This window comes from Peteryoungia algae, assembly GCF_030369675.1.
GTDB lineage: Bacteria > Pseudomonadota > Alphaproteobacteria > Rhizobiales > Rhizobiaceae > Allorhizobium > Allorhizobium algae.
Genome location: NZ_CP128477.1, coordinates 2,874,849 through 2,899,320 on the forward strand (window position 1 = coordinate 2,874,849; position 24,472 = coordinate 2,899,320).

General features: G+C 61.9%; 23 protein-coding genes. 7 read left to right on the plus strand and 16 right to left on the minus strand.

Annotation, left to right across the window (positions count from 1 at the left end):
• Window positions 1-4: 4 nt before the first annotated feature.
• Complete coding sequence (locus QTL56_RS13675; RefSeq protein WP_229575068.1) at window positions 5-430, minus strand: Lrp/AsnC family transcriptional regulator; 426 nt, start codon at window positions 428-430, stop codon at window positions 5-7.
• Window positions 431-554: 124 nt separating this feature from the next.
• Between QTL56_RS13675 and rocF the strand changes: the two genes are divergently transcribed.
• From rocF to QTL56_RS13690, 3 genes are all read left to right on the plus strand, one after another.
• Window positions 555-1,490 (plus strand): arginase, encoded by a 936-nt coding sequence (gene rocF, locus QTL56_RS13680; RefSeq protein ID WP_229575069.1) that lies wholly within the window; start codon window positions 555-557, stop codon window positions 1,488-1,490.
• A gap of 205 nt (window positions 1,491-1,695) precedes the next feature.
• The gene (locus QTL56_RS13685) at window positions 1,696-2,172 is read left to right on the plus strand and encodes a chemotaxis protein CheW (protein WP_006724495.1); all 477 of its coding nucleotides are present in this window, start codon (window positions 1,696-1,698) and stop codon (window positions 2,170-2,172) included.
• Window positions 2,173-2,294: 122 nt separating this feature from the next.
• The gene (locus QTL56_RS13690) at window positions 2,295-3,140 is read left to right on the plus strand and encodes an asparaginase domain-containing protein (protein WP_245137411.1); all 846 of its coding nucleotides are present in this window, start codon (window positions 2,295-2,297) and stop codon (window positions 3,138-3,140) included.
• Between the two features lie 74 nt (window positions 3,141-3,214).
• On the opposite strand, the gene QTL56_RS13695 is transcribed toward QTL56_RS13690, so the two are convergent.
• The 10 genes from QTL56_RS13695 to QTL56_RS13740 form a co-directional block, all read right to left on the minus strand.
• Window positions 3,215-4,867 (minus strand): OFA family MFS transporter, encoded by a 1,653-nt coding sequence (locus QTL56_RS13695; RefSeq protein ID WP_245137410.1) that lies wholly within the window; start codon window positions 4,865-4,867, stop codon window positions 3,215-3,217.
• Window positions 4,868-4,926: 59 nt separating this feature from the next.
• A complete protein-coding gene (locus QTL56_RS13700; protein WP_245137409.1) occupies window positions 4,927-5,271 on the minus strand; it encodes a formate dehydrogenase subunit delta in 345 nt (114 codons plus the stop codon).
• Window positions 5,264-6,094 carry a formate dehydrogenase accessory sulfurtransferase FdhD gene (fdhD, locus tag QTL56_RS13705; protein WP_245137408.1) on the minus strand — a complete coding sequence of 277 codons (831 nt, stop codon included), beginning with the start codon at window positions 6,092-6,094 and terminating at the stop codon, window positions 5,264-5,266. Before fdhD ends, QTL56_RS13700 begins: the two co-directional genes overlap by 8 nt.
• On the minus strand, window positions 6,091-8,973 hold the full coding sequence (gene fdhF, locus QTL56_RS13710) for a formate dehydrogenase subunit alpha (RefSeq protein ID WP_229575074.1): 2,883 nt from the start codon (window positions 8,971-8,973) through the stop codon (window positions 6,091-6,093). Before fdhF ends, fdhD begins: the two co-directional genes overlap by 4 nt.
• 63 nt (window positions 8,974-9,036) lie before the next feature.
• Window positions 9,037-9,252, minus strand: a complete 216-nt coding sequence (locus QTL56_RS13715) for a DUF4287 domain-containing protein (protein WP_245137407.1) — start codon at window positions 9,250-9,252, stop codon at window positions 9,037-9,039.
• A complete protein-coding gene (locus QTL56_RS13720; protein WP_245137406.1) occupies window positions 9,249-10,805 on the minus strand; it encodes a formate dehydrogenase beta subunit in 1,557 nt (518 codons plus the stop codon). The genes QTL56_RS13715 and QTL56_RS13720 overlap by 4 nt, the downstream gene beginning before the upstream one ends.
• Window positions 10,802-11,281, minus strand: a complete 480-nt coding sequence (locus QTL56_RS13725; RefSeq protein ID WP_229575077.1) for a formate dehydrogenase subunit gamma — start codon at window positions 11,279-11,281, stop codon at window positions 10,802-10,804. Before QTL56_RS13725 ends, QTL56_RS13720 begins: the two co-directional genes overlap by 4 nt.
• Window positions 11,282-11,419: 138 nt before the next feature.
• Window positions 11,420-12,355 (minus strand): LysR family transcriptional regulator, encoded by a 936-nt coding sequence (locus QTL56_RS13730; protein ID WP_229575078.1) that lies wholly within the window; start codon window positions 12,353-12,355, stop codon window positions 11,420-11,422.
• A gap of 33 nt (window positions 12,356-12,388) precedes the next feature.
• Entirely contained in the window at window positions 12,389-12,751 is a 363-nt protein-coding gene (locus tag QTL56_RS13735) for an ArsR/SmtB family transcription factor (RefSeq protein ID WP_229575079.1), read from the minus strand.
• A gap of 88 nt (window positions 12,752-12,839) precedes the next feature.
• On the minus strand, window positions 12,840-13,772 hold the full coding sequence (locus tag QTL56_RS13740; RefSeq protein WP_245137405.1) for an L-lactate dehydrogenase: 933 nt from the start codon (window positions 13,770-13,772) through the stop codon (window positions 12,840-12,842).
• A 168-nt stretch (window positions 13,773-13,940) separates the two neighbouring features.
• On the opposite strand from QTL56_RS13740, the gene QTL56_RS13745 reads away from it, so the two are divergent.
• The 4 genes from QTL56_RS13745 (at window position 13,941) to QTL56_RS13760 (ending at window position 19,267) form a co-directional block, all read left to right on the plus strand.
• The gene (locus tag QTL56_RS13745) at window positions 13,941-14,867 is read left to right on the plus strand and encodes a LysR substrate-binding domain-containing protein (RefSeq protein ID WP_245137404.1); all 927 of its coding nucleotides are present in this window, start codon (window positions 13,941-13,943) and stop codon (window positions 14,865-14,867) included.
• Between the two features lie 102 nt (window positions 14,868-14,969).
• The gene (locus QTL56_RS13750) at window positions 14,970-16,394 is read left to right on the plus strand and encodes an aldehyde dehydrogenase family protein (protein WP_245137403.1); all 1,425 of its coding nucleotides are present in this window, start codon (window positions 14,970-14,972) and stop codon (window positions 16,392-16,394) included.
• A gap of 26 nt (window positions 16,395-16,420) precedes the next feature.
• The gene (locus tag QTL56_RS13755; RefSeq protein ID WP_245137402.1) at window positions 16,421-17,638 is read left to right on the plus strand and encodes a mandelate racemase/muconate lactonizing enzyme family protein; all 1,218 of its coding nucleotides are present in this window, start codon (window positions 16,421-16,423) and stop codon (window positions 17,636-17,638) included.
• A 9-nt stretch (window positions 17,639-17,647) separates the two neighbouring features.
• Window positions 17,648-19,267 (plus strand): GMC family oxidoreductase, encoded by a 1,620-nt coding sequence (locus tag QTL56_RS13760; protein ID WP_245137401.1) that lies wholly within the window; start codon window positions 17,648-17,650, stop codon window positions 19,265-19,267.
• A 66-nt stretch (window positions 19,268-19,333) separates the two neighbouring features.
• Here QTL56_RS13760 and QTL56_RS13765 read toward each other — a convergent pair whose 3' ends face one another.
• The 5 genes from QTL56_RS13765 to QTL56_RS13785 all read right to left on the minus strand — a co-directional run bounded on the left by QTL56_RS13765 (window position 19,334) and on the right by QTL56_RS13785 (window position 24,302).
• Complete coding sequence (locus tag QTL56_RS13765; protein WP_229575085.1) at window positions 19,334-19,741, minus strand: F0F1 ATP synthase subunit epsilon; 408 nt, start codon at window positions 19,739-19,741, stop codon at window positions 19,334-19,336.
• A 69-nt stretch (window positions 19,742-19,810) separates the two neighbouring features.
• Complete coding sequence (gene atpD, locus QTL56_RS13770; RefSeq protein ID WP_229575086.1) at window positions 19,811-21,274, minus strand: F0F1 ATP synthase subunit beta; 1,464 nt, start codon at window positions 21,272-21,274, stop codon at window positions 19,811-19,813.
• Window positions 21,275-21,298: 24 nt separating this feature from the next.
• Window positions 21,299-22,177, minus strand: a complete 879-nt coding sequence (locus QTL56_RS13775; RefSeq protein ID WP_229575087.1) for a F0F1 ATP synthase subunit gamma — start codon at window positions 22,175-22,177, stop codon at window positions 21,299-21,301.
• A 29-nt stretch (window positions 22,178-22,206) separates the two neighbouring features.
• Window positions 22,207-23,736 carry a F0F1 ATP synthase subunit alpha gene (atpA, locus tag QTL56_RS13780; RefSeq protein ID WP_229575088.1) on the minus strand — a complete coding sequence of 510 codons (1,530 nt, stop codon included), beginning with the start codon at window positions 23,734-23,736 and terminating at the stop codon, window positions 22,207-22,209.
• Window positions 23,736-24,302 (minus strand): F0F1 ATP synthase subunit delta, encoded by a 567-nt coding sequence (locus QTL56_RS13785; protein WP_229575089.1) that lies wholly within the window; start codon window positions 24,300-24,302, stop codon window positions 23,736-23,738. Before QTL56_RS13785 ends, atpA begins: the two co-directional genes overlap by 1 nt.
• Window positions 24,303-24,472: the final 170 nt, after the last annotated feature.

Consider the following 24,472-nt stretch of genomic DNA (forward strand, 5'->3'; position numbering starts at 1 on the left):
TCTGTCAGCCGATCTTGCTCGTTTTCAGCAGAATGCTCGATTCCGTCAGGTTGATACCCTCGATCAGACGGATCCGTCGCAGGGCCTCGTCGAAACCTGCAAGGTCACGCGCTTCGAGTTCGGCGATGAAATCCCATCGCCCGTTGGTGCTGTGAAGCGCCTTGACCTGCGGCATTCCGCGCAGCTGATGTGCCACCCGGTCCGCAAACTTGCCAACGACCTCGATCATGACGATCGCCCGAACGCCGCTCGACTGGATTTCGCTGCCCGTCAGAATGGTAAAGGCGGCGATCGTACCATTGGCGACCAATCTCTCGATCCGCGCCGAGATGGTCGCGCGGGACGCACCTGTCATCGCCGCGAGTGACGCAACCGGCAGACGAGCATTCTGGCGCAAGGCACCGAGGATTTCGCGATCTAGATCATCCATGTGTCAAAACGTCATACGGTGGTTGCGATATGCATAAACTATCGCGCTTTATGGCGAAGTTCCATCTTTTTGCCAACAAGGCAATGACCGATGATACGCTAGAACATCCAGGAAAGGTTACCCCATGCAGGCCGAGACAAAAACCGTGACCCTTATCGGCGTTCCCCTGGAGGAAGGCTCCGGGCGGGGTGGCTGCGCCATGGGCCCTGCCGCCTACAGGATCGCGGGCATTGCCTCGGCGCTGAGCGAGCTTGGTTATTCCGTAGAGGACCGTGGAGACCTGCGCCCTGCCCCCGCGGCCGATCTGCCGGAAAAGGCAGAGGCCAAGCACCTGCCGATCGTGGGCGCCTTCACCCGCGCGATCGAAGCCGCAACCTATACGGCCGCCAGCAATGGCACGGTCCCGATCCTGCTCGGCGGCGATCACAGCCTCTCCATGGGCAGCGTATCCGGCATGGCCCGCTTTGCGGCCGACATGAAGCGGCCACTCTATGTCCTGTGGCTGGATGCCCATTCGGACTTCAATGCCCCGGAAACCTCTCCCTCGGGCAATATCCACGGCATGCCGGTCGCCTTCTTCTGCGGCAAGGCGGAACTTGCCCCGATTCTGCCAGCCGATCGCCCCTTCGTCGATCCGAAACACGTCTATCAGATCGGCATTCGCTCCGTGGACGAGGAGGAGCGCCGGATGATCCGGGAGAACGCGGTGAACGTCTTCGACATGCGGGCTGTGGATGAAGAAGGCATGGGCAGCATCGTCAAGCGCATCCTCAACGATGTCCGCAAAGCCAATGCGCTTTTGCATGTGAGCCTCGATGTCGACTTCCTTGATCCTGATGTGGCACCGGGCGTCGGCACAACGGTACCGGGGGGAGCGACCTTCCGTGAGGCGCATCTCATCATGGAACTGCTGCATGATAGCGGCCTCGTTTCCTCCCTCGACCTCGTCGAGCTCAACCCCTTCCTGGACGATCGCGGCCGCAGCGCCCGCGTCATGGTGGAACTGGCAGCCAGCCTCTTTGGTCGGCGCATTCTCGATCGTCCGACACGCGGCGGATGAGCCCGGATCCTTCGCCGAGCAAAGCCATCGACACCGGCCGAAACCCGATGCTTGATTTAGAATTGGGAAACACTCTTCGCATAAAGTCATGACAACGCGTCGAATTGGTCATCAACCGTTTCCAGACGCGAAGTGATGGCGAGTGTCGCTCGCGCCGCAGGTGGCGCCGCTACCGCCAAGGGACAGGAAGGTTGGAAGATTTCTAATGGCAACTATCAGCTCCACCAGCTTCGGCAGTGAGACCCTCGAGATCATCGCCTTCCGGCTTCATGATCAGGAATTCTGCGTCAAGACGACAACCATCCGTGAAATCCGTGGCTGGGCACCGTCCACGCCGATCCCGCATGCGCCGGCCGATGTCATCGGCGTCATGAACCTGCGCGGCTCAGTTATCCCGATCATCGATCTTGCCTACAAGCTGGGCATGAAAAGCACGGTTGCCAACGAGCGTTCGGCCATTGTCGTGGCCGAAGTCCACAACATGGTCATCGGCATGCTGGTCGACCGCGTCTCGGACATCCTAACCATCCCGTCGAGCCAGGTTCAGCCGGTTCCGGAAGTCTCGGCCTCCTTCGACAAGACCTTCTCGGAAGGCATCATCGCAAACGAGAACGGCATGATCTGCTTCCTGAACCTCGCCAAGATGTTCAAGGGCAGCGATCTGGAAGACCTGGCCGCCTGATCAGGCAAGGACTACAGTTTCAAAAGGGCAGCGCTTGATGGCGCTGCCCTTTTGCGTTCCACAACCCGGTTGATCCCGGTGCCGCACTGGCCTACCAGATTCGGAAATTCGGAGGCGATACGATGAAGCTGCTGCTAATTCACACGGGTGGAACGATCGGAATGGCCGAGACGCCGGAGGGGCTGGCACCCCTGAAGGGCCTCGTGGAAGAAGCCATCGCGGCACGGCTGCCCGCCGGTACGGCTTTGACCGCTGACGTTTTCGAACCCTTGCTCGATAGCGCCGATGTCGGCCGCATTCACTGGAACAGGATGCTGGAGACCGTCCGCAACCATCAGGACGCAGCGGTCATCATCACCCACGGCACCGACACCATGGCCTTTACAGGCGCTGCCTTGAGCCAGGCGCTGGCCGGCGAGAACCGCCGGGTCATCCTCTGCGGCTCGATGCTGCCGCTGGGTCACGCAGGCGATGCCGAAGCCAATCTCGACCTTGCCATCTCTGCCGCTCAAGGCCAGGAGCCTGGCGTCTTCCTTGCCTTTGCCGGGAAGCTTCTGAGCGCCGATGGCCTCGTCAAGCATCAGAGCCACGATGCCGATGCCTTTCGCTCCCAGCCGCAGGCCATGCCCAGCCCACCAAAACGGTCCATCTTCGAGGACCGCAAACTTGCGATCCTCACGCTTTCTCCCGGCATTCCTGCGGAAGCCTTGAAGGCCATTCTCGACACGCTAGATGGCGCCGTGCTGCGGATTTTCGGGGCCGGAACGGCGATGAACGATCCGGAAATCCTTCAGGTTCTCGCGGCGGCAGTGAAAGGCGGCAAACGCCTGCGCGCCGTCAGCCAATGCGAAGCGGGTGGCCTGTCACCCGGCGCCTATGCAGCCGGTGCCGGGCTCTGGAGCGCGGGCATCGAAAACGGCGGAATGCAAACGCCGGAAGCTGCCCTCGTTCATCTCTGGCTGAACTGAGAAGCATTGCCTTCATGCAAAGAGGCGACCCGAAGGCCGCCTCTCGCTTGTTTCGATTTCCTGGCAGCTCCGGCTCAGCCAAAGATCGCCAGGCTGTTGCGCAATGTGATCCACACACCCCACAGAAGCGGGAGGCCGACCACGGCCCAGGCGAGAGCCGCCTTGCCATCGAGGCCACCCTTGCCGATTCCGAAGGAGCCGGATGGACCGGCATTGGCCGCAGCCGTCTTGGCCTGGAGTGCTGCCACTTCCTCATCCGACATGAACCACTTGTCCGCCAGGGGCTTCACGAAGGCATTGGCAACCAGACCGATCGCCAGCATGCCAGCCAGGATATACATGGTGCCGGTGTAGAGTTCCGGCCCCGGTGCAACGCCCGCCGTGATCTGCGCCTCGCGGATATAGTTGACCACCACAGGCCCAACGATGCCGGCTGTTGCCCAGGCGGTCAGCAGTCGGCCATGGATTGCGCCGACGAACTGCGTCCCGAAGATATCGGCGAGATAGGCCGGTATCGTCGCGAAACCCCCGCCATACATCGACAGGATGATGCCGAAGGCGAGCACGAACATGGCCTTGGAGCCGAGACCTGCGAGCGTCGGTGCGGCAGCATAGAGAATGATGCCGAGGACGAAGAAGCAGAAATAGGTGTTCTTGCGCCCGATCTTGTCGGACATGGAGGCCCAGAAGAACCGTCCGCCGATGTTGAACAGCGACAGGAGACCGGTGAAGCCGGCAGCGATCGCCGCAATCTGTGCCTTCTGGGCAGTATCCAGCTGCGAGAAGGTGAGGTCCGGAAGCCCGATCAGCGATCCGGCAAAGATCTCCTGCAGCATGGGCGATGCGACACCGATAACACCGATGCCCGCCGACACATTGAGGCAGAGAACCGCCCAGATCAGCCAGAATTGCGGTGTCTTGTGCGCATCCCGCAGATGCACGTGACGCGTGGTGATCATCGTGCTCTTCGATGCAGGCGGCGCCCATCCTTCGGGACGCCAGCCGGCCGGCGGAATGCGATAACCGAAGGCACCACCCATCATGAAGACGAAGTAGCCAAGAGCCATGACGACGAATGTCTGCCAGACGCCGACTGTGACATCCGTCTTGAACGCAGTCATCAGCAAATTGGCCAGAGGCGCGCCGATCATTGCACCGCCGCCGAAGCCCATGATGGCCATGCCGGTCGCCATGCCACGACGGTCGGGAAACCACTTGATGAGCGTCGAGACCGGCGAGATGTAACCGAGACCGAGACCGATACCGCCAATCACACCGGCGCCAAGCCACATCAGCCAGAGCTGATGGGTCATCACACCGACAGCCGCGATCAGAATGCCGCCGCACCAGCAGCATGCCGAAACGAAAGCAGCCTTGCGGGGACCGACCCGTTCCAGCCAACCGCCCCAGATGGCAGCGGAGCAGCCGAGAAAGACGAAGAACAGCGTGTAGATCCAGCCGAGATCCGCGACCCGCCAGTTGCAGGCCGTGGTGAAGAGTGCCCCGATCAGCGTGAGTTCAGAGCAGCTGGGATCGGGGTTGGCGATCGCCCGGCTGAGCGGAAGCCAGAACACGCTGAACCCATAGGCCATGCCGATGCACAGATGGATCGCCAGCGCTGCCGGGGGAACCAGCCAGCGGTTGAAGCCCGGCTTTGCGATAATTCTTTCTTTGTCCAGTATGCCGACATCACTCGGTATGCCAGCGCTAACATCTGAAACTGCCATTAAGTCCGTCCTCCTCTTGAAAACCCAATTGGACCGCCGACCGGTCGAAAAAGATGAAATTATGTCGTGGCCTCGGGGATGCTGGGCTCCGACAGGGATTCGCCAGCAACCACGCCCTTGCCGCCCGGCGCACCATCGGCAGCCTCGGCGCGGACGCCCACAGCTGCGGCATCCGGCTCTCCGGGACGCTTGATCCGGGTCGACGCCTCGATGACCAGCGGCAGGAACCCGGCATCCGGCGCGTCGATCAGGTCGAAGAAGCGGCGGCGCATCCGGGTTTCCCAGAACTTGTTGATATGCGTGGCCACGCCGTCCGCGCGGACAGTCTCCGGCTGGGAGAGGAAGAAGGTGGCGATCTGGTTGGCCATTCGGACGATTTTGGCGTCGGTGCTGGTCTCAGACATGCATCGGTACTCCTTCAGCCACCCGGTCCGGCCGGGTAAAAATCTCGAAATCCTCGTCACGCGCTATCCCGATCAGGGTGATGCCCGCCGCTGTCGCGGTCCGGATGGCCAGCGCCGTTGGGGCAGATATTGCAATCAGGATCGGGGCACCAAGCGCTGCCGTCTTCTGCACCATCTCGACGGACAGCCGGCTCGTGACGACGACCGCGCCGAGGCTGGCCGTCCAGCCACCGAGCAGCACTGCGCCGGTCAGCTTGTCGAGCGCGTTGTGACGGCCGACATCCTCGCGGATTGCCACCAGCCCTTCATGGGGGCAGTAGAAGCCGGCGGCATGAACAGCACGGGTCTGGCGATTGAGATCCTGCGCCGCAGCCAGCATCGCCGTAGCATCGGCGATCTCGCGTGCGGTCAGGCGGACTTGGTCCGAGCCGACCCGACGCACCGGCCGGCTGGCCTGCTCGATCGACTCGATGCCGCAGAGGCCGCAGCCGACAGGGCCGGCCATGCGCCGGCGCCGGGCAACCAACGCTTCCGCCGTCATGTCCTTGAGCGTCACCTGAACGTCGATTCCCTCGCCGGCCTCTATGGCCTCGATGGCCACGACTTCGTCGGCACGTTCGATAATGCCCTCGGCGAGCGAGAAGCCGACGGCGAAATCTTCAAGATCAGCAGGTGTCGCCATCATCACGGCATGGGTCGAGCCGCCATAGGAGAAGGCGATCGGCACCTCTTCGGGCACGATCCGGCTGCCGTTCGAAACGAGCCCACCGCTCGCCTTGAGACCGCCGACCATGCGCGCTGCGGAGCCGATGATGGCGTTCATTCCGCCGCCTCGAGCTTGCCCTGGATGCGTCGCGATTGCCGCGACAGTTCTTCGTATTCCTCCTGCCATTCCGTCGGGCCATTCGACGGCGAGACCTGAACGGCGGTGACCTTGTATTCCGGGCAATTGGTGGCCCAGTCGGAGAAATCGGTGGTGATGACATTGGCCTGCGTATTGGGGTGATGGAAGGTCGTATAGACCACACCCGGCGCTACGCGATCGGTGATCAACGCCCGGAGTGTCGTATCCCCGGAGCGGCTTGCCAGCTTGATCCAGTCGCCTTCCTTGATCCCGCGTTGCTCGGCGTCATGCGGATGGATTTCCAGCAGGTCTTCTTCATGCCAGACGACATTCTCGGTGCGCCGCGTCTGCGCCCCGACATTGTACTGGGAAAGAATGCGGCCGGTGGTGAGCAGCAGCGGGAAGCGTGGGCCCGTGCGTTCGTCGGTCGCAACATATTCGGTGCGGATGAACTTGCCCTTGCCGCGCACGAAGCCGTCGACATGCATGATCGGCGAGCCGACGGGGAACTTCTCGTTGCACGGCCACTGCACCGAGCCCATCTTTTCCAGGTACTCGTAGGAGACGCCGGCAAAGCTCGGCGTGCTCGCGGCGATCTCGTCCATGATCTGCGACGGATGCGTGTAGTTCCAGGCAAGCCCCATGGCCTGGGCAAGGTTCTGGGTGACTTCCCAGTCTGCATAGCCATTCTTCGGCGTCATCACCTTGCGCACGCGGTTGATGCGGCGCTCGGCATTGGTGAATGTGCCGTCCTTCTCGAGGAAGGTCGAGCCCGGCAGGAAGACATGCGCGTAGTTCGCCGTCTCGTTAAGGAAGAGGTCGTGCACGACGACGCATTCCATCGCGGCAAGACCCGCCGAGACATGTTTGGTATCCGGGTCGGACTGCAGGATGTCCTCGCCCTGAATGTAGATACCCTTGAAGGAACCATCGACGGCCGCATCGAGCATGTTGGGAATGCGAAGCCCCGGCTCGTTGCTGAGCTCGACACCCCAGAGCTTTTCGAAAGTCTCGCGCGTCGCATCGTCAGAGACGTGGCGATAGCCCGGCAGCTCATGCGGGAAGGATCCCATGTCGCAGGACCCCTGGACATTGTTCTGGCCGCGAAGCGGGTTCACGCCCACGCCCGGCCGGCCGATATTGCCGGTGACCATGGCAAGGTTGGCGATCGCCATGACGGTCGTCGAGCCCTGGCTGTGTTCGGTAACGCCGAGGCCATAATAGATGGCACCATTGCCGCCGGTGGCGAACAGCCGGGCGGCACCACGAAGTTCGGCAGCCGGAACGCCGGTGAACTTTTCGGTTTCCTCCGGCGAATGGGCAGGCTCGGAGACGAAGGACGCCCAGTCCTCGAATTCCGACCAGTCGCAGCGCTCACGAATGAAAGCCTCGGCAAACAGACCCTCGGTGACGATGACATGGGCAAGCGCGGTGAGAACCGCGACATTGGTGCCGGGTTTCAGGGGCAGGTGGAAGGCGGCTTCGACATGCGGTGTGCGCACAAGGTCGATGCGGCGCGGATCGATCACGATCAGCTTGGCGCCCTGACGCAGCCGCTTCTTCAGTCGCGAACCGAAGACCGGGTGACCATCGGTCGGGTTGGCGCCGATGACCACGACAACATCCGAATGCTCGACTGAATCGAAGTTCTGCGTGCCGGCCGACGTTCCGAAGGCCTGGCCGAGACCGTAACCGGTCGGCGAATGGCAGACACGGGCGCAGGTATCGACATTGTTGTTGCCGAAGCCGGCGCGGATGAGTTTCTGGACGAGGAAGGTCTCTTCGTTCGTGCAGCGCGACGAGGTGATGCCGCCGATCGCTTCGCGGCCATACTGGTACTGGATCCGGCGGAATTCGGAGGCCACGTGGGCGTAGGCCTCTTCCCAGGTCACTTCGCGCCAGGGATCGGAGATCTTCTCGCGAATCATCGGATTGAGGATGCGGTCCTTGTGGCTTGCATAGCCATAGGCGAACCGTCCCTTGACGCAGGAATGGCCCCGGTTGGCCTGCCCGTCCTTCCAGGGCACCATGCGCACGAGTTCTTCACCGCGCATCTCGGCCTTGAACGAGCAGCCGACGCCGCAATAGGCGCAGGTGGTGACGGCCGAATGCTCCGGCTGACCGATGGCGATCACGGATTTTTCCGTCAGCGTCGCCGTCGGGCAGGCCTGCACGCAGGCGCCGCAGGAGACGCATTCTGACGAGAGGAAGGCTTCATGCGCGCCAGCTGACACGCGGCTGTCGAAACCGCGACCTTCGATGGTGAGCGCAAAGGTCCCCTGCACCTCTTCGCAGGCCCGCACACAGCGCGAACAGACGATGCATTTCGACGGATCATAGGTGAAGTAGGGATTGCTCTCGTCCTTCGGCATCCACTGGGCGTTCATGCCACCCTCGGCGGAACGTGCCTTGACGTGGTTCTCGCCTTCATAGCCATAGCGCACGTCGCGCAGGCCGACGGCCCCGGCCATGTCCTGCAGCTCGCAGTCGCCGTTCGCAGCACAGGTGAGACAATCGAGCGGATGGTCGGAGATATAGAGCTCCATCACACCCTTGCGGATCGCCTTGAGCCGCTCGGTCTGAGTATGGACGACAAGGCCGGCTGCAACCGGCGTGGTGCAGGAGGCCGGGGTGCCATTGCGGCCCTCAACCTCGATCAGACAGAGGCGGCAGGAGCCGAAGGCATCGACCATATCGGTCGCGCAGAGCTTCGGCACCTGGATACCGGCCTCCATCGAGGCGCGCATGATCGACGTGCCCTCTGGTACCGTGATTTCGCGGCCATCGATGGTGAGTGTCACCATCTTGTCGGAGCGCGAGGCGGGCGTGCCGTAGTCGAGTTCTGGAACGAGGGGCATCAAAACCTCCGGGTCGGTCTTTTCGCTGCGGACCATGCCGCGCTGAACAAGTTCGTGTCTGCGTCAGGTTTTCGTCTCGGCGAGTGTCGCCGCGACGATGGCGTTGGCATGTCCATGACCGAGACCGTGATCGGTCTTCAGCAGGGTGACGATCTGCATGTGCGCCTTGCCCTGCTGCTGCCGGACGAGGTCCTGCCAATGCTGGATCGGCTTTCCATAGGTCTTCTCGATCGACGGAAAGTAGGAAGCCGGGCCCTTGACCTTTGGTGTGTCACTCATTCGGCAGCCTCCTGGATCGGAACCGGCGCGAAATCCTCCGGAAAATGCGTCATGGCGCTCATGACCGGATAAGGCGTGAAGCCGCCCAGCGCACAGAGCGAGCCGAACTTCATGGTGTTGCAGAGATCCTCCAGCAGCACCTTGTTCTTCTCCGGCTCGATGCCCTGAGCGATCTTGTCGACCGTCTCGACGCCTCGTGTCGAACCGATGCGGCAGGGCGTGCATTTGCCGCAACTCTCGATCGCGCAGAATTCCATGGCGAAACGCGCCTGCTTCAGCATGTCGGCCGTGTCGTCGAAGACCACGACACCGGCATGGCCGATCAGACCGCCGGCAGCGGTGAAGGCCTCGTAGTCGAAGATCGTGTCGAACAGCGACGGCGGGAAATAGGCACCGAGCGGCCCGCCGACCTGCACGGCCTTGACCGGACGGCCCGAGATCGTGCCGCCGCCGATCTCGTTGATCAGTTGGCCGAGCGGCAAGCCGAAGGCGATTTCATAAAGCCCGCCATGCTTGAGATTGCCGGCGAGCTGGATCGGTATCGTGCCATGTGAGCGGCCGACGCCGAAGTCGCGGTAGAATTGCGCGCCGCGATCCAGGACGATCGGGACCGAGGCAAGCGACATGACGTTGTTGACCACCGTCGGCTTGCCGAACAAGCCTTGCAGGGCAGGCAAAGGTGGCTTGGCTCGAACGATGCCCCGCTTGCCTTCCAGCGAATTCAGCAGCGATGTCTCTTCGCCGCAGACATAGGCGCCGGCGCCCATGCGCACTTCCATGTCGAAGGCGTAAGCCGAACCCAAGACCGACGCGCCGAGGATGCCTTCGCGCCGTGCGATGGCGATTGCTTCTTCCATCACGGCAATCGCATGCGGATATTCGGACCGCGTATAGACATAGCCCTTGCTGGCCCCGACCGCGATACCGGCAATCGCCATGCCTTCGATCAGCACGAAGGGATCGCCTTCCATGATCATGCGGTCGGCGAAAGTGCCACTGTCGCCTTCGTCGGCATTGCAGACAATGTATTTCTGGTCCGCTGCAGCGTCCGCAACCGTCTTCCACTTGATGCCGGTCGGAAAGCCGGCACCGCCGCGTCCGCGAAGGCCGCTGTCGGTCACCTGTTGGACGATCTCGCTGGGAGCCATGGCGATGGCGTTGGCGAGACCCTTGAGCCCCTGGTAGTGGCGGTAGTCGTCAAGTGAGAGCGGATCGGTGACACCGCAACGAGCGAAGGTCAGCCGTGTCTGGCCCTTGAGGAAGGGAATTTCCCGGGTGAGACCATGACCGAGCGGGTGATCGCCGCCCCTGAGGAAGCCGGCATCGAACAACGACGCCACGTCAGACGGCTTGACCGGACCATAGGCGACACGCCCCTCGTCGGTCCGCACCTCCACCAGCACTTCCAGCCACAGCATGCCGCGCGATCCATTTCGCACGATCTGGATGTCCAAGCCGCGGGCCTCGGCCTCGCGCTTGATGGCCGCAGCCACCCTGTCTGCACCGACGGCCAGAGCCGCCGCATCGCGGGGAACGAAGACGGTCACGCTCATATGCGCACCTCCGCCAGCATGTCGGGAAGACAGTCATCGTCGAGCCGGGCGTAAACCTCGCCGTCGAGCATCGCAGCCGGCGCCTGGGCGCAGAGCCCGAGACAATAGACGGGTTCGAGTGTCACGGCTCCGTCCGGCGTCGTCTCGTGCCAGTCGATGCCGAGCCTCGCCTTGATTCTGTCGGCCAGAGGCTCGCCACCCATGGACTGGCACGCTTCGGCGCGACAGAGCTTCAAGACATGGCGGCCCGCCGGACGGGCCCTGAAATCATGATAGAAACTGACCACGCCATGCACTTCGGCACGCGAAAGGTTCAGGGCATTGGCAATGATCTGCTTGGTGGCCTCCGGAATGAAGCCGAACTCCTCCTGCACTTTGTGCAGGATCGGCAGCATGGGTCCTTCCATGCTGCGACAGTGATCAATGATTTCGGATATCCGAGTGACCTCGTCATCCACGGTCGCCCGTGTGTCCATTGTCAGTCCTCCCAAACCGACGCAGCCGAGTCGTCATGCGTATCAAACGAACCTTTGCAGCGGATCCGTGCGCTGCATAACCGCATCCGGCAGCCCCGTTGCATTTGCGTAGTGTCAAGAATGGGTGGGATGGACCAATCAGGTCAATATCGAACTTCCGTCGGACGATAGGAGATTTCTATCAAAGTCCCGCGCGGCCGCGCGAGCACGGGCTTCATGCAGAAGGGCTGATACCAAAGGAGTATGCGGTTCACGATGCGCGGCGACGAGGCCGACCGAGTGCTCCGCATGTGGCTCTGTGATCGGAATCATTCGAATCTCTTCCGGAAAACCGAATGATTCCGCGACGTTACGCGGCATGATCGAAGCGCATTGACCGGTGCGGATATGGGAAAAGAGCACGATCATCGAATTCGATTCCAGCATCAACTTCGGAGTGACTCCGACCTCTGACATGTGGAGGTTGATGATGCGCCGGTTCTGCATGTCGGGTGTCAACAGACAGAGCTTGATCTCCGCAACCTCTTTCCAGGTGACGGTTTCGCGATCGGCGAGAGGCGATCCCGAAGCGCTGATCAGGTGGTAGCGCTCGGAATAGAGCGGCACACTCGTCACACGCCCGAGAGGTTCGTTGTCGAGATAGGTTATGCCAGCATCGATCTCCAGGTCCTCCAGCATGCTCAGAACCTGGAGTGAATTGCGTGAGAGGACGGTGAAAGTGACATCCGGATGACGCTTCTGGAAGGGTTCGGTCAGCTTGCGAACCATGGCAAGGGCTGTCGGGATCGCCGCAATCCGGATATGCCCCGCAAGACCCGTGCGCGCAGCGCGCATTTCCTCGCGCATGGTGCGCGTGTCACCAACGATCCGCCGCGCCCATTCGAGTACCCGCTGGCCCTCCGGCGTGAGGCCCAGGAAACGCGAACCGCGCTGCACGAGCATGACGCCGAGCTGCTCCTCGAGTTGGCGGATACCGGCCGACAGGGTCGGTTGCGTCACGCCGCACTCGTCGGCTGCCCGGCCGAAATGCTGCTGACGAGCGAGCGCGATGAAATATTCCAGCTTGTCGATCATCTCTCCGCCCGCTCTCCGATGACGACTGCGCTGCTAGGCTTCGGCAAGGGCCTCTGCTTCGCTCGTCTTTGCTGCCTTTGGACCGCAATACATCTTGTAAAGGACGGAGATCAGTTCGGCGAGTTGCGGATCGGCGATACGGTAGTAGATCTGGCGTCCCTCGCGCCGGGTCTGCACCACCTGGTCGCCTCTCAGGCGCGCCAGTTGCTGGGAGACGACGGCTTGCTGGATCCCGAGAAACTGTTCGATCTCGCTGACGGTTTTCTCGCCTTGGCAGAGCATGCAAAGCATCAGGAGACGCGTCTCGTGCGAAAGCGCCTTCAACAATCCGCTTGCCTCGCGTGCCTTCGAAAGGAAGTCGTCAAGCGTCTCGGATGTCAGTGGTGTTTCCTTCATGGCAATATCCAGCAATCGCGTGGCTTGTGTCCGACGGGGCGGCAAGGTGAATATCGTAAAGCCCTTCCTATCATATAGGTTGCCCGACCTACAAAGGAATGGCGTCTGCGCGCTCCTTTAAAAGCGAAGCGCTGCGGTTCAAAGCCGAATACTCCTCGTCGTCGAGATCCGGAAACAGGTCGGCGAGAACACCGTCGGCGCCGATTACACGGGGGATGGACAGGGCAACATCGCGCACACCCGCCACCTCCGGGGTCGTGATGGAGACAGACAGGACATCCCGCTGGTCGCGCGCGATCGCCTTGACGATACGGGCGAGCCCGGCACCGATGCCGTAATAGGTCGAGCCCTTGCCTTTGATGATCCTATAGGCCGCATTGCGCACGCCGTCGTCGATCTGTGCACGCACTTCAGCGGTGAGTGGTGATCCGACCTGGGCGGCGAAGGAAGACAGTGGCACCGAGCCCGCCCGTGCGCTCGTCCAGGCCAGAACCTCGCTGTCGCCATGTTCGCCCAGCACATAGGCATGCACGGATTGTGGCGAGATACCGAGATGGCGGCCAACCAGGCTGCGGAACCGTGCCGTGTCCAGGATCGTGCCAGAACCAATAACCCGCCGCGGATCCATGCCGGACAGGCGGGTGGTGATCTGGGTCATGACATCGACGGGATTGGAGGCAATCAACAGGATTGCACCCGGCACGACCGGCAGCACTTCCGCGAGGACGGCCCGGAACACGGCCGCATTCCGCTCCAGGAGTTCAAGACGGGTCTCACCGGGCTTCTGGCTGACGCCAGCCGCGAGGATGACCACGCCGGCCCCTGCGAGATCGCGGTATTGTCCGGCATTCACAATGGTCGACGACATGAAGGGCACTGCATGGGCGATATCCTCGGCCTGCGCGACGGCGAGCGCCTCGTCGCGGTCGATGAGAACGATCTCGCTCGCAAGCCCCATCAGAGCCAACGCATATCCGGCCGAACTGCCAACCATTCCTGCACCAACGATGCCGATTTTCATGGTGAATTCCTCCAGAAGCACAACTGACTTGACCCGTGTGTCACCGGCCGTCCCGCGACATCAACCAGCTATACCGGAAAACTTGACACATTCGCGTGAGAACCGCATGGCGCAGGCCGAACGCCTCTGATTTAATATCTGAAACTCTGGATGAGGGCTTGAGAAAAGATGAGACGGCTGCCGGCCCTGTCCGCCATGAAGGTTTTCGAAGTGGTCGGGCAGACCCGTAGCTTCACCCGTGCAGCCGAACAGCTGAATCTTACCCAGAGCGCCGTCAGCCGTCAGGTGCGCAATCTTGAAGAACAGTTGGGCGAGACGCTGGTCATTCGCCGGCACCATCACCTGGAGCTGACCCCCTCGGGTGCCGAACTCCTCGAATCCCTGCAACAGGCGTTCCACACGGTCGAGGCGACGGTCCGAAACATTCGCGAGAAGAGCAATCTGCGAAGGCTCCGGATCAACGTGCCCCCCACCTTTGCCAAGCGATGGCTGATGCCGCGGCTGACCAGTCTCCGCGCCTTCCTGCCCAACGTCGATGTCAGCATTACCACCGATCTTGAGGACAATCTCTCGGAGCGCGGCATACTGGATTGCGCCATCCGCTTTGGCGACGGAGAATGGCCGAGCCTGCGATCAGAGCGGCTGTTTACCGAACGCCACATTGCCATCTGCGCCCCGCCGCTCATCGAAGGTCTGCGTGACGGCGAGGCGATCGATCTCTCCCGCTTCACTTTCCTGCATGTGCTGGCTTCTGCCGACCAGCGTTATCTGACCTGGCAGCGCTGGCTGGACGCAGCGGGGCTCACCGAGACCGACACACAAGGCGGACTGGAATTCGACCTGCTCGATCTCGTCATCGAAGCGGCCTGCAACGGGCTCGGTGTTGCGGTGGCGGATCGCTCGATGGTCGCCCCGCTGATGCAGACGGGCGCGCTTGCGCAGGTGCTGGATGTCGAGGTCGAGGGCCACGAATCCTACTGGCTCGTGACACGAACCGACCGGGCACTGTCGCCGCATGTCGAGGCGCTCAAACACTGGCTGCAACAGGAAATCGGTGCAGGTTCTGTCCCGGCACTCAAGCAGGCGAGCGCTTGAAACATTCCTTTTTGGAATACTCAACCCGACAATAAGTCGCTTGCGAAGCAGGAGTAGCGGCTTCCTACTTGGCACAGAATGACCGTTGCCGGAGCGCCTGCCATGTCCACCTTCCAGAACTTCATCGCCGGAACCTTCCGCGAGACCGGAGCCCGACAGACGATCGAGGTCAAGAACCCCGCCAATGGTCGCGCCTTCGCATCGGTGACCTCGGCGACGGAAGCCGATGTCGTGGAGGCAGTGACTGCTGCTGCAGAGGCACAGAAGGCCTGGGGCCGCCTGCCCGCGATCGAACGGGGCAATGCGCTCCGCAGGCTTGCCGATGCCGTCGAGCGCCACCAGCAGAAGATCGGCGCGGCGCTGGTGCTGGAATCCGGCAAGAGCCTTGAGGATGCCGTGGCGGAAACCGGATACGGCATCGAGCTGATGCGCTACCACGCGGAATGGGCGCGCCGCGTCGAAGGCGAGGTGATCGAGAGCGACACCCCGGACGAAACACTGATGCTGAAGCGTGCGCCGATCGGCGTCGTTGCCTGCCTGATCCCCTTCAACTTCCCGATCTACACGCTGGTCCGCAAGATTGCGCCGGCGCTGGTCACCGGCAACGCCGTGGTCGTGCGCCCGAGCAACAACACGCCGACCTCGGCCTTCGCATTTGCCGAGGCGATCCGTGAAGCGGACCTTCCGGCCGGTCTCGTCAGCATCATGACAATGAGCCATGAGGTGGCACAGGTCATGTGCACGCGCCGTAGCGTCGGCATGATCACACTGACCGGCAGCGTCGCAGCTGGCCAGGTCGTACTCGAATACTGCAAGGCAAACATCGCCAAGCCCTCGCTGGAACTCGGCGGCAAGACACCCGTGATCGTCGAGCCCGATGCCGATCTCGACGTGGTGACCAGGAGCGTGCTGGCAGCGAAGTCGGCCCATTGCGGTCAGGTCTGCACCTCCGTCGAGCGTCTCTACGTACATGCCTCCGTGCATGGCACGCTGCTTGCCAAGCTGAAAGACGCCTTCGAAAGTCGCCACTATGGCGACCGCGCCGAAGATCCGACGCGCATGGGGCCACTCGCCAATGCAGCCGCACGACTGAGGATCCACCACATGGTGGAGCGGGCCAAGGCCGATGGCGCCGTCATCGAGACCGGTGGCTTCCTGCCACCTGACGAGGGCTATTTTTATCCGCCGACACTGCTTTCGGCTTGCCGCCAGGACATGGAGATCATCCAGGAAGAGGTCTTCGGCCCGGTGCTTGGCGTCATTCCCTATACCGATTTCGACGACGCACTGGCCATGGCAAGCGACCACCAGTTCGGCCTCGCCTCCGTCGTCTTCACGGAAAACTACCGCAAAGTGATGAAGGCCGCGAACGAGATCGAGGCGGGTGAACTCTACATCAACCGCTTCCCGGCCGAGCCTTACCAGGGCTATCACGCCGGCTGGAAGCGCTCCGGCCTTGGCGGCGATGACGGCAAGCATGGCATGCTGGAATTCACCCAGACCCGCCTCGTCATCCTCAAGCATTGATCATTACGCGTTACCAGGGGGCATCTATGAAGATCGCATCACTCAAGACACACGTCGTCGCAACGCCCGCGCCACATATCGGCGGCATGTACTGGATCTTCGTGGAGCTGGAAACGGCCTGTGGCATCAAGGGTGTCGGCGAAATCTACTCGACCGCTTTCCACCCGTCCGGCATCGCCGTCCTGGTCGAAGACGTCTTCACCCGCTATCTGGAGGGCCACGACCCCCACCAGATCGAGCGATTCTGGCGCGCGGCCTATTCGAGCGGTTTCACCCAGCGGCCGGATCCGACCATGGTCGGCATCATATCCGGCCTCGAAATCGCCTGCTGGGACATCATCGGCAAGGCGGCGGGGCGACCGGTCGCGGATCTGCTCGGCGGGCCCGTCTTCGAGAAGCTGCGCGCCTACACCTATCTCTATCCAAAGAATGCAGCGGGCGAATATGATTACAACGACCCGGATCTCGCCGCCGAAGAGGCGATCCGCATGGTCGATGCCGGCTTCACCGCGCTGAAGTTCGATCCGGCCGGCCCCTATACCAATTATTCCGGTCACCAACTGTCGCTGCCCGTCATGGATCGCTGCGAGGAGTTCTGCCAAAAGATCCGTGATGCAATCGGCAACCGCGCCGATCTTCTCTTCGGCACGCATGGGCAAATGGTGCCCTCCTCGGCAATCCGGCTGGCCAAGCGGCTTGAGAAATATGACCCGCTGTGGTTCGAGGAACCTGTGCCGCCAGGCCAGGAAGCGGCGATGGCGGAAGTCGCCCGCGCGACCTCGATCCCGGTGTCGACGGGCGAACGCCTGACCACGAAATACGAATTCCAGAGAATATTGCAGCTTGGCTCTGCCTCCATCCTGCAGATGAATGTCGCTCGCGTCGGCGGCTTGCTGGAGGCGAAAAAGATCGCCGGGATGGCCGAGTCCTTTTATGCGCAGATCGCACCGCATCTCTACAACGGTCCGGTCGGGGCAGCAGCGTCGATCCAGCTCGCGGCAACCTGCCCGAATTTCCTCATCCACGAGGCGATCATGGATTTCGGCGGCTTCCATGCCGAGGTGCTGAAGGTGAAGCTCGACTTCGACGACGGCTATCTCATCCCTTCGCGCGAGCCGGGGCTGGGCATCGAGCTGAACCACGAGGTCATTGCGCGGCACACACCCTACACCGGCGACAGGCTGCACCTGCAGATGACCGCCGAGCCTATGGATGTGAAAGCCTTCGCACCGGCCAGGGGCTGAGGGACAGCCATGATCTTCGATTTCATCGTGGTCGGTGCGGGCTCTGCGGGCTGCATCGTGGCAAGTCGGCTGAGTGACAGTGGTCGCCATTCCGTGTTGCTGATCGAGGCCGGCGGCGAGGACAAGTCCTTCTGGTTCAAGATCCCGGTCGGCTACGCCAAAAGCTACTACAATCCCAAGGTCAACTGGATGTACCGGATGGAGCCGGATCCGGCACTGGGCGGGCGGCGGATTTACGCCCCGCGCGGCAAGGTGCAGGGTGGTTCCGGCTCGATCAACGCCATGGTCTTCGTGCGGGGTGCGGCCGAGGATTTCGACAACTGGCGGGCCGCCGGCAATCCCGGTTGGGGTTTCGATGACGTGCTCCCCTATTTCCGCAAGCTGGAAACCCACGCCCGGGGCGAGAGCCCCTGGCACGGCGACAAGGGGCCGATCCATGTAACCCCGATGCGCGGCGCGACCCATCCAGTCAGCGATGCCTTCCTCGCTGCCTGCGACGAACTTGGTCTTCCGCTCAACGAGGACTTCAACGGCGCGACGATCGAGGGGGCCGGCGTCTACGACGTCAACACCCGTCGTGGCCAGCGCTCGCATTCCAGCGCGGAGTATCTGCGCCCCGCGCTCAAGCGACAGAACCTCTCCATCGAGCGTGGCGCCCATGCGCGTCGCCTGATCATTGAAGCAGATGGACGCGTATCCGGCATCGAGGTGATGCAGCATGGGCGCTTGCGCAGCTTCACAGCCCGTCGCGAAGTCATCCTGGCCGCTGGTGCAGTTGATACGCCGAAGCTGATGCAGCTTTCAGGCCTTGGCGACGGATCCACCCTTTTCGCCCAAGGCATCGAGACCCGCAAACAGCTACCGGCCGTTGGCAGGAACCTGCAGGACCATCTCTGCGCCAGCTTCTATTATCGGTCGAAACTGCCGACGCTGAATGGCGACTTTGCAAGCCTGATCGGTCAGGCGCGCTTCGGCCTGACATGGCTTCTGCGGCGCCGTGGCCCATTTGCGATGAGCGTCAACCAGGCCGGCGGGTTCTTCCGGGGGGCGCCTGAGGAGGTGAGGCCGAACATACAGGTCTATTTCAACCCCTTATCCTATCGTATCCCGGACAATCCGGGTGCGGGGCTGACCCCGGAACCCTATCCGGGCTTCCTCATCGCGTTCAACGCCTGCCGCCCGACCAGCAAGGGCACGATCACGATCGCTTCACCTGACGCAGCGGACGCTCCGCTGATCCGGCCGAACTACCTGTCGACCGATCGCGATGTGGAGGAGGTTCTGCAAGGCAGCAGGCTGATGCGCCGGATCGCCGACACGAATGCCCTTGAAGCTTGGGTGGCGGAGGAGGTTTCGCCGTCCGGTGCGGCCGACACCGACGCAAAGCTCCTGGACTATTTCCGCCTGAACAGCGGCTCGATCTATCATCTCTGCGGCACCTGCGCGATGGGCAGCGATCCGCGCGAGACCGTGGTCGATTCCCGCCTCAGGGTTCATGGCGTGCCGGGCCTGCGCATCGTCGACGCCTCGGTTTTTCCGAACATCACCGCTGGCAACATCAACGCCCCGACGATGATGGTCGCTGAAAAGGGTGCGGCGATGATCCTGGAAGACGCACAATCCGCCTGACGGAATCCACAAAAAAAGCCGGACTGAAAAGCCCGGCTTCAAAACTTGCCCGTCGTGACCGGCCCATCAGGCGGCGACGAGAACACCGTTCAGGTTGGTCAACTCGGCGAGATACTGCTCGAGCTTGGTGCGGTGTTCGTGATGCTCGACGCCTTCCAGTTCCTTGCGGGCCTCGTCGATGCGCTTCGTCAGCGTATCCGGCGATATGTCGGCGAGCGAAACGGCAGATTCAGCCAGCAGCGTGCAGCCAGTCGGCAGAATGTCGGCGAAACCACCGAAAACCACATACTTCGACACCTGACCGGAGGCGAGCTTCACAGTCACCACGCCCGGCTTGATCGTGGTCATCGTCGGCGCATGATTGGCCATGACGGTCATTTCGCCTTCCGTTGCCGGAATGACGACTTCGCTTACCTGTTCGGAGAGCAGAAGGCGCTCGGGCGAAACGAGTTCAAAGTTGAAATTGTCGGCCATGGTCGTTCACTTCTCTGATGAAGGATGGAGCGGCACGCGGGTCATCCCGCGTGCCGGCATTCCGTTTGCTTAGGCAGCTTCGGCAGCCAGGCGCTTGGCCTTTTCGATGGCTTCGTCCATCGAGCCGACCATGTAGAAGGCAGCTTCCGGCAGGTGGTCGTACTCGCCGTTGACCAGGCCCTTGAAGCCCTTGATCGTGTCTTCGAGCGCAACCAGCTTGCCCGGCGAACCGGTGAAGATTTCGGCGACGAAGAACGGCTGCGACAGGAAGCGCTCGATCTTGCGGGCGCGGGCAACCGTCACCTTGTCTTCTTCGGACAGTTCGTCCATCCCGAGGATGGCGATGATGTCCTGCAGCGACTTGTAGCGCTGAAGCGTCGTCTGGACCTTACGGGCAACTTCGTAGTGCTCTTCGCCGACAACCATCGGGTCCAGCATGCGCGACGTCGAGTCGAGCGGGTCAACGGCCGGGTAGATACCCTTTTCAGCAATCGAGCGCGACAGAACGGTCGTTGCGTCCAAGTGGGCGAACGAGGTGGCCGGAGCCGGGTCGGTCAAGTCGTCGGCGGGAACGTAGATGGCCTGAACCGAGGTAATCGAGCCCTTGGTCGTGGTGGTGATGCGTTCCTGCATCTGACCCATGTCGGTGGCGAGCGTCGGCTGGTAACCAACGGCCGACGGGATACGACCGAGCAGAGCCGACACTTCCGAACCTGCCTGGGTGAAGCGGAAGATATTGTCGACGAAGAACAGAACGTCCTGTCCCTTGTCGCGGAAGTCTTCAGCGATCGTCAGACCGGTCAGAGCGACGCGAGCGCGGGCGCCCGGCGGTTCGTTCATCTGGCCGTAAACGAGAGCGGCCTTGGAGCCTTCGCCACCGCCGTGCTTGTTGACGCCCGATTCGATCATTTCGTGATAGAGGTCGTTGCCTTCGCGGGTACGCTCGCCAACGCCTGCGAACACGGAGTAACCGCCGTGAGCCTTCGCAACGTTGTTGATCAGTTCCATGATCAGAACGGTCTTGCCAACGCCAGCGCCGCCGAACAGGCCGATCTTACCGCCCTTGGCATAGGGAGCCAGAAGGTCGACGACCTTGATGCCGGTGACCAGGATCTGGGCTTCGGTCGACTGCTCGACGTAAGCCGGGGCTTCCTGGTGGATTGCGCGACGGCCTTCGGTGACCAGCGGACCAGCTTCGTCGACCGGCTCGCCGATGACGTTCATGATGCGGCCGAGCGTTTCCGGACCAACCGGAACCGAGATCGGAGCACCCGTGTCGGTGACCGGCTGACCGCGAACGAGACCTTCGGTCGAGTCCATGGCGATCGTGCGGACCTGGTTTTCGCCGAGGTGCTGCGCCACTTCGAGAACGAGGCGGTTGCCGCCGTTGTCGGTTTCCAGCGCGTTCAGGATCGCGGGCAGTTCGCCTTCGAACGCGACGTCGACGACGGCGCCGATGACCTGCGTGACCTTGCCGAGAGCACCGGCTGCGGACTTCACCGCCTTAGACTTGGGGGTAGCTGCCTTAGCCATGTATCTTACCCTCTTTCCTTAACCTCAGAGCGCTTCCGCGCCCGAAATGATTTCAATGAGTTCCTTGGTGATCTGCGCCTGACGCTGGCGGTTGTACGAAAGCGTCAGCTTGTTGATCATCTCACCGGCATTGCGTGTCGCATTGTCCATGGCGCTCATCTTGGCGCCCATTTCACCCGCGACATTTTCGAGCAGGGCCCGGAAAATCTGAACCGAGATGTTGCGCGGAATGAGATCCTCGAGGATCCCTGCAGCATCCGGTTCGTATTCGTAGAGAGCAGCCGCGCCGCCCTGGGCAGGAGCCTCGGCCGGAGCGGCCGGGATGATCTGCTGGGCGGTCGGGATCTGGCTGATCACCGACTTGAACTCGGAATAGAACAGCGTGCAGACGTCGAATTCACCACGCTCGAACATGCCGATGACCTTGCGGCCAATGGCATCCGCATCGGTAAAGCCGACACGCTTCACTTCGCGCAGGTCCACGCGTTCGACGATCATGTCGGCGAATTCGCGACGCAGGCTGTCGTAGCCCTTCTTGCCGACGCAGAAGAACTTGACCGTCTTGCCCTGGGCCAGCAGCTTGCGGGCGTGGTCACGAGCAAAACGTGCGATCGACGAGTTGAAGCCGCCGCAGAGACCACGTTCAGCGGTGCAGACGACGAGCAGATGCACGTCGTCCTTGCCGTTGCCCGTCATCAGACGCGGCGCGCTGTCGTCCGTACCCACTGCCTGCGCAATATTGGCCAGAACGGCGCCCATGCGCTGCGAGTACGGGCGGGCAGCCTCGGCCGCTTCCTGAGCGCGACGCAATTTCGCCGCGGCGACCATCTTCATCGCCTTGGTGATCTTCTGCGTCGCCTTGACGGAGGCGATCCGGTTTTTCAGATCCTTAAGTGAAGGCATCCGTTATCCGTCCTTGGCTTGAGCCTGAATTAGGCGAAGTTCTTCGCGAAGCTATCGAGAGCCGCCTTGAGCTTGCCCTTGGTATCGTCGCTGATCGCCTTGTCGGTGCGGATGGCATCGAGAATGGCCTTGCCTTCCGAATGGAGGTAGGAGAGCAGGCCCTGTTCGAACTTGCCAACCTGGCTGACCGCGATCTTGTCGAGATAGCCGTTGACGCCAGCGAAGATGACCGCAACCTGTTCTTCCGTCTTCAGCGGCGAGAACTGCTGCTGCTTCAGGAGTTCCGTCAGGCGCGCACCACGATTGAGCAAACGCTGGGTGGCGGCGTCGAGGTCGGAACCGAACTGCGCGAAGGCGGCCATTTCGCGATACTGGGCAAGCTCGCCCTTGATCGAACCGGCAACCTGCTTCATCGCCTTGATCTGAGCGGCAGAACCAACGCGCGAAACCGACAGACCGACGTTAACGGCCGGACGAATACCCTGATAGAACAGGTCGGTTTCAAGGAAGATCTGGCCATCGGTGATCGAGATCACGTTGGTCGGAATGAAGGCCGAAACGTCGTTACCCTGGGTTTCGATGACCGGCAAAGCGGTCAGCGAGCCGGCACCGGCAGCATCGCCCATCTTTGCAGCGCGCTCGAGAAGACGCGAATGCAGGTAGAAGACGTCGCCCGGATAGGCTTCGCGGCCCGGAGGACGGCGCAGCAGAAGCGACATCTGGCGGTAAGCAACAGCCTGCTTGGACAGGTCGTCATAGGCGATCAGGGCATGCATGCCGTTGTCGCGGAAGTATTCGCCCATGGCGCAACCGGCAAACGGAGCCAGGTACTGCATCGGAGCCGGATCGGACGCGGTCGCCGCGATGATGATCGAGTACTGCAGCGCGCCACGCTCTTCGAGAACCTTGACGAACTGGGCAACGGTCGAGCGCTTCTGGCCGATAGCCACGTAAACGCAGTACAGCTTTTCGTTTTCCGGACCGTTGTCGTGCACAGCCTTCTGGTTAAGGAAGGTGTCGAGAATGATGGCGGTCTTGCCGGTCTGACGGTCACCGATAACGAGCTCGCGCTGACCGCGGCCAACCGGGATCAGGGCGTCGATGGCCTTGAGGCCGGTCGACATCGGCTCGTGAACCGATTTGCGCGGGATGATGCCGGGAGCCTTGACGTCAACGCGCGAACGCTTCGCAGCATTGATCGGGCCCTTGCCGTCGATCGGGTTGCCGAGCGCGTCAACGACGCGGCCAAGCAGTTCCGGACCAACCGGAACGTCGACGATGGCGCCGGTCCGCTTGACGATGTCGCCTTCCTTGATGCCACGGTCTGCGCCGAAGAGAACCACACCGACATTGTCGGCTTCGAGGTTCAGCGCCATGCCGCGGATGCCGCCTGGGAACTCGACCATTTCGCCGGCCTGGACGTTGTCGAGGCCGTAGACGCGGGCGATACCGTCACCGACGGACAGAACCTGGCCGACTTCGGAGACTTCTGCCTCTTTGCCGAAGTTCTTGATTTGATCTTTCAGAATTGCGGAAATTTCCGCGGCGCGGATATCCATCAGCCAACCTCTTTCAGTGCAAGCTTAAGGGTGGAAAGTTTGGTGCGAAGAGACGTGTCGATCTGGCGCGAGCCGACCTTCACGATCAGGCCGCCGAGCAGGGAGGGATCGACCGTAACGGAGATCGAGACTTCCTTGCCGGTGACGCTCTTCAGCGCCGCTTTCAGTTCAGTTTCCTGCTCAGCCGACAGGGCATGAGCTGTGGTGACGTCAGCCGTGAGCTCGCCCTTGTGGCGGGCAACAGCCTGGCGATAGGCAGCCACCATGCCGGGAGCGGCAAACAGGCGGCGATTGCTTGCGACGACCTTCAGGAAGTTCAACACCATCGCGCTGAAACCGGCCTTTTCGCCGAGCGCGCCAATGGCCTTGACCTGGTCTTCAGCCGTGAAGACAGGCGACTGTACGAGGCGCTTCAGATCGTCGCTCTCGTCGATCATCGCCTGGAAGCGGCTGAGATCGGCAGCGACGGCGTCGATAGCGCCAGCTTCGAGCGCAAGCTCGAAAAGCGACGATGCGTAACGCTCCGCCACGCCTGAAATCACTTGGGATGCGTCTGCCACGGGCAAAAAATTCCCTGATCTGGATCCAGGTAGCCGGACACCTCGAAAGAGGCCTCTCAAACTCCTGATATCGTTTTGTTTTCCCCAAAAACACAAGCGTCTAGTGCTTGCGTTTTCCGAATTTCGCGGTTCGTCTAGCATAGCAGGTCTAGACTCGCAACACGCGTATTAAAGGT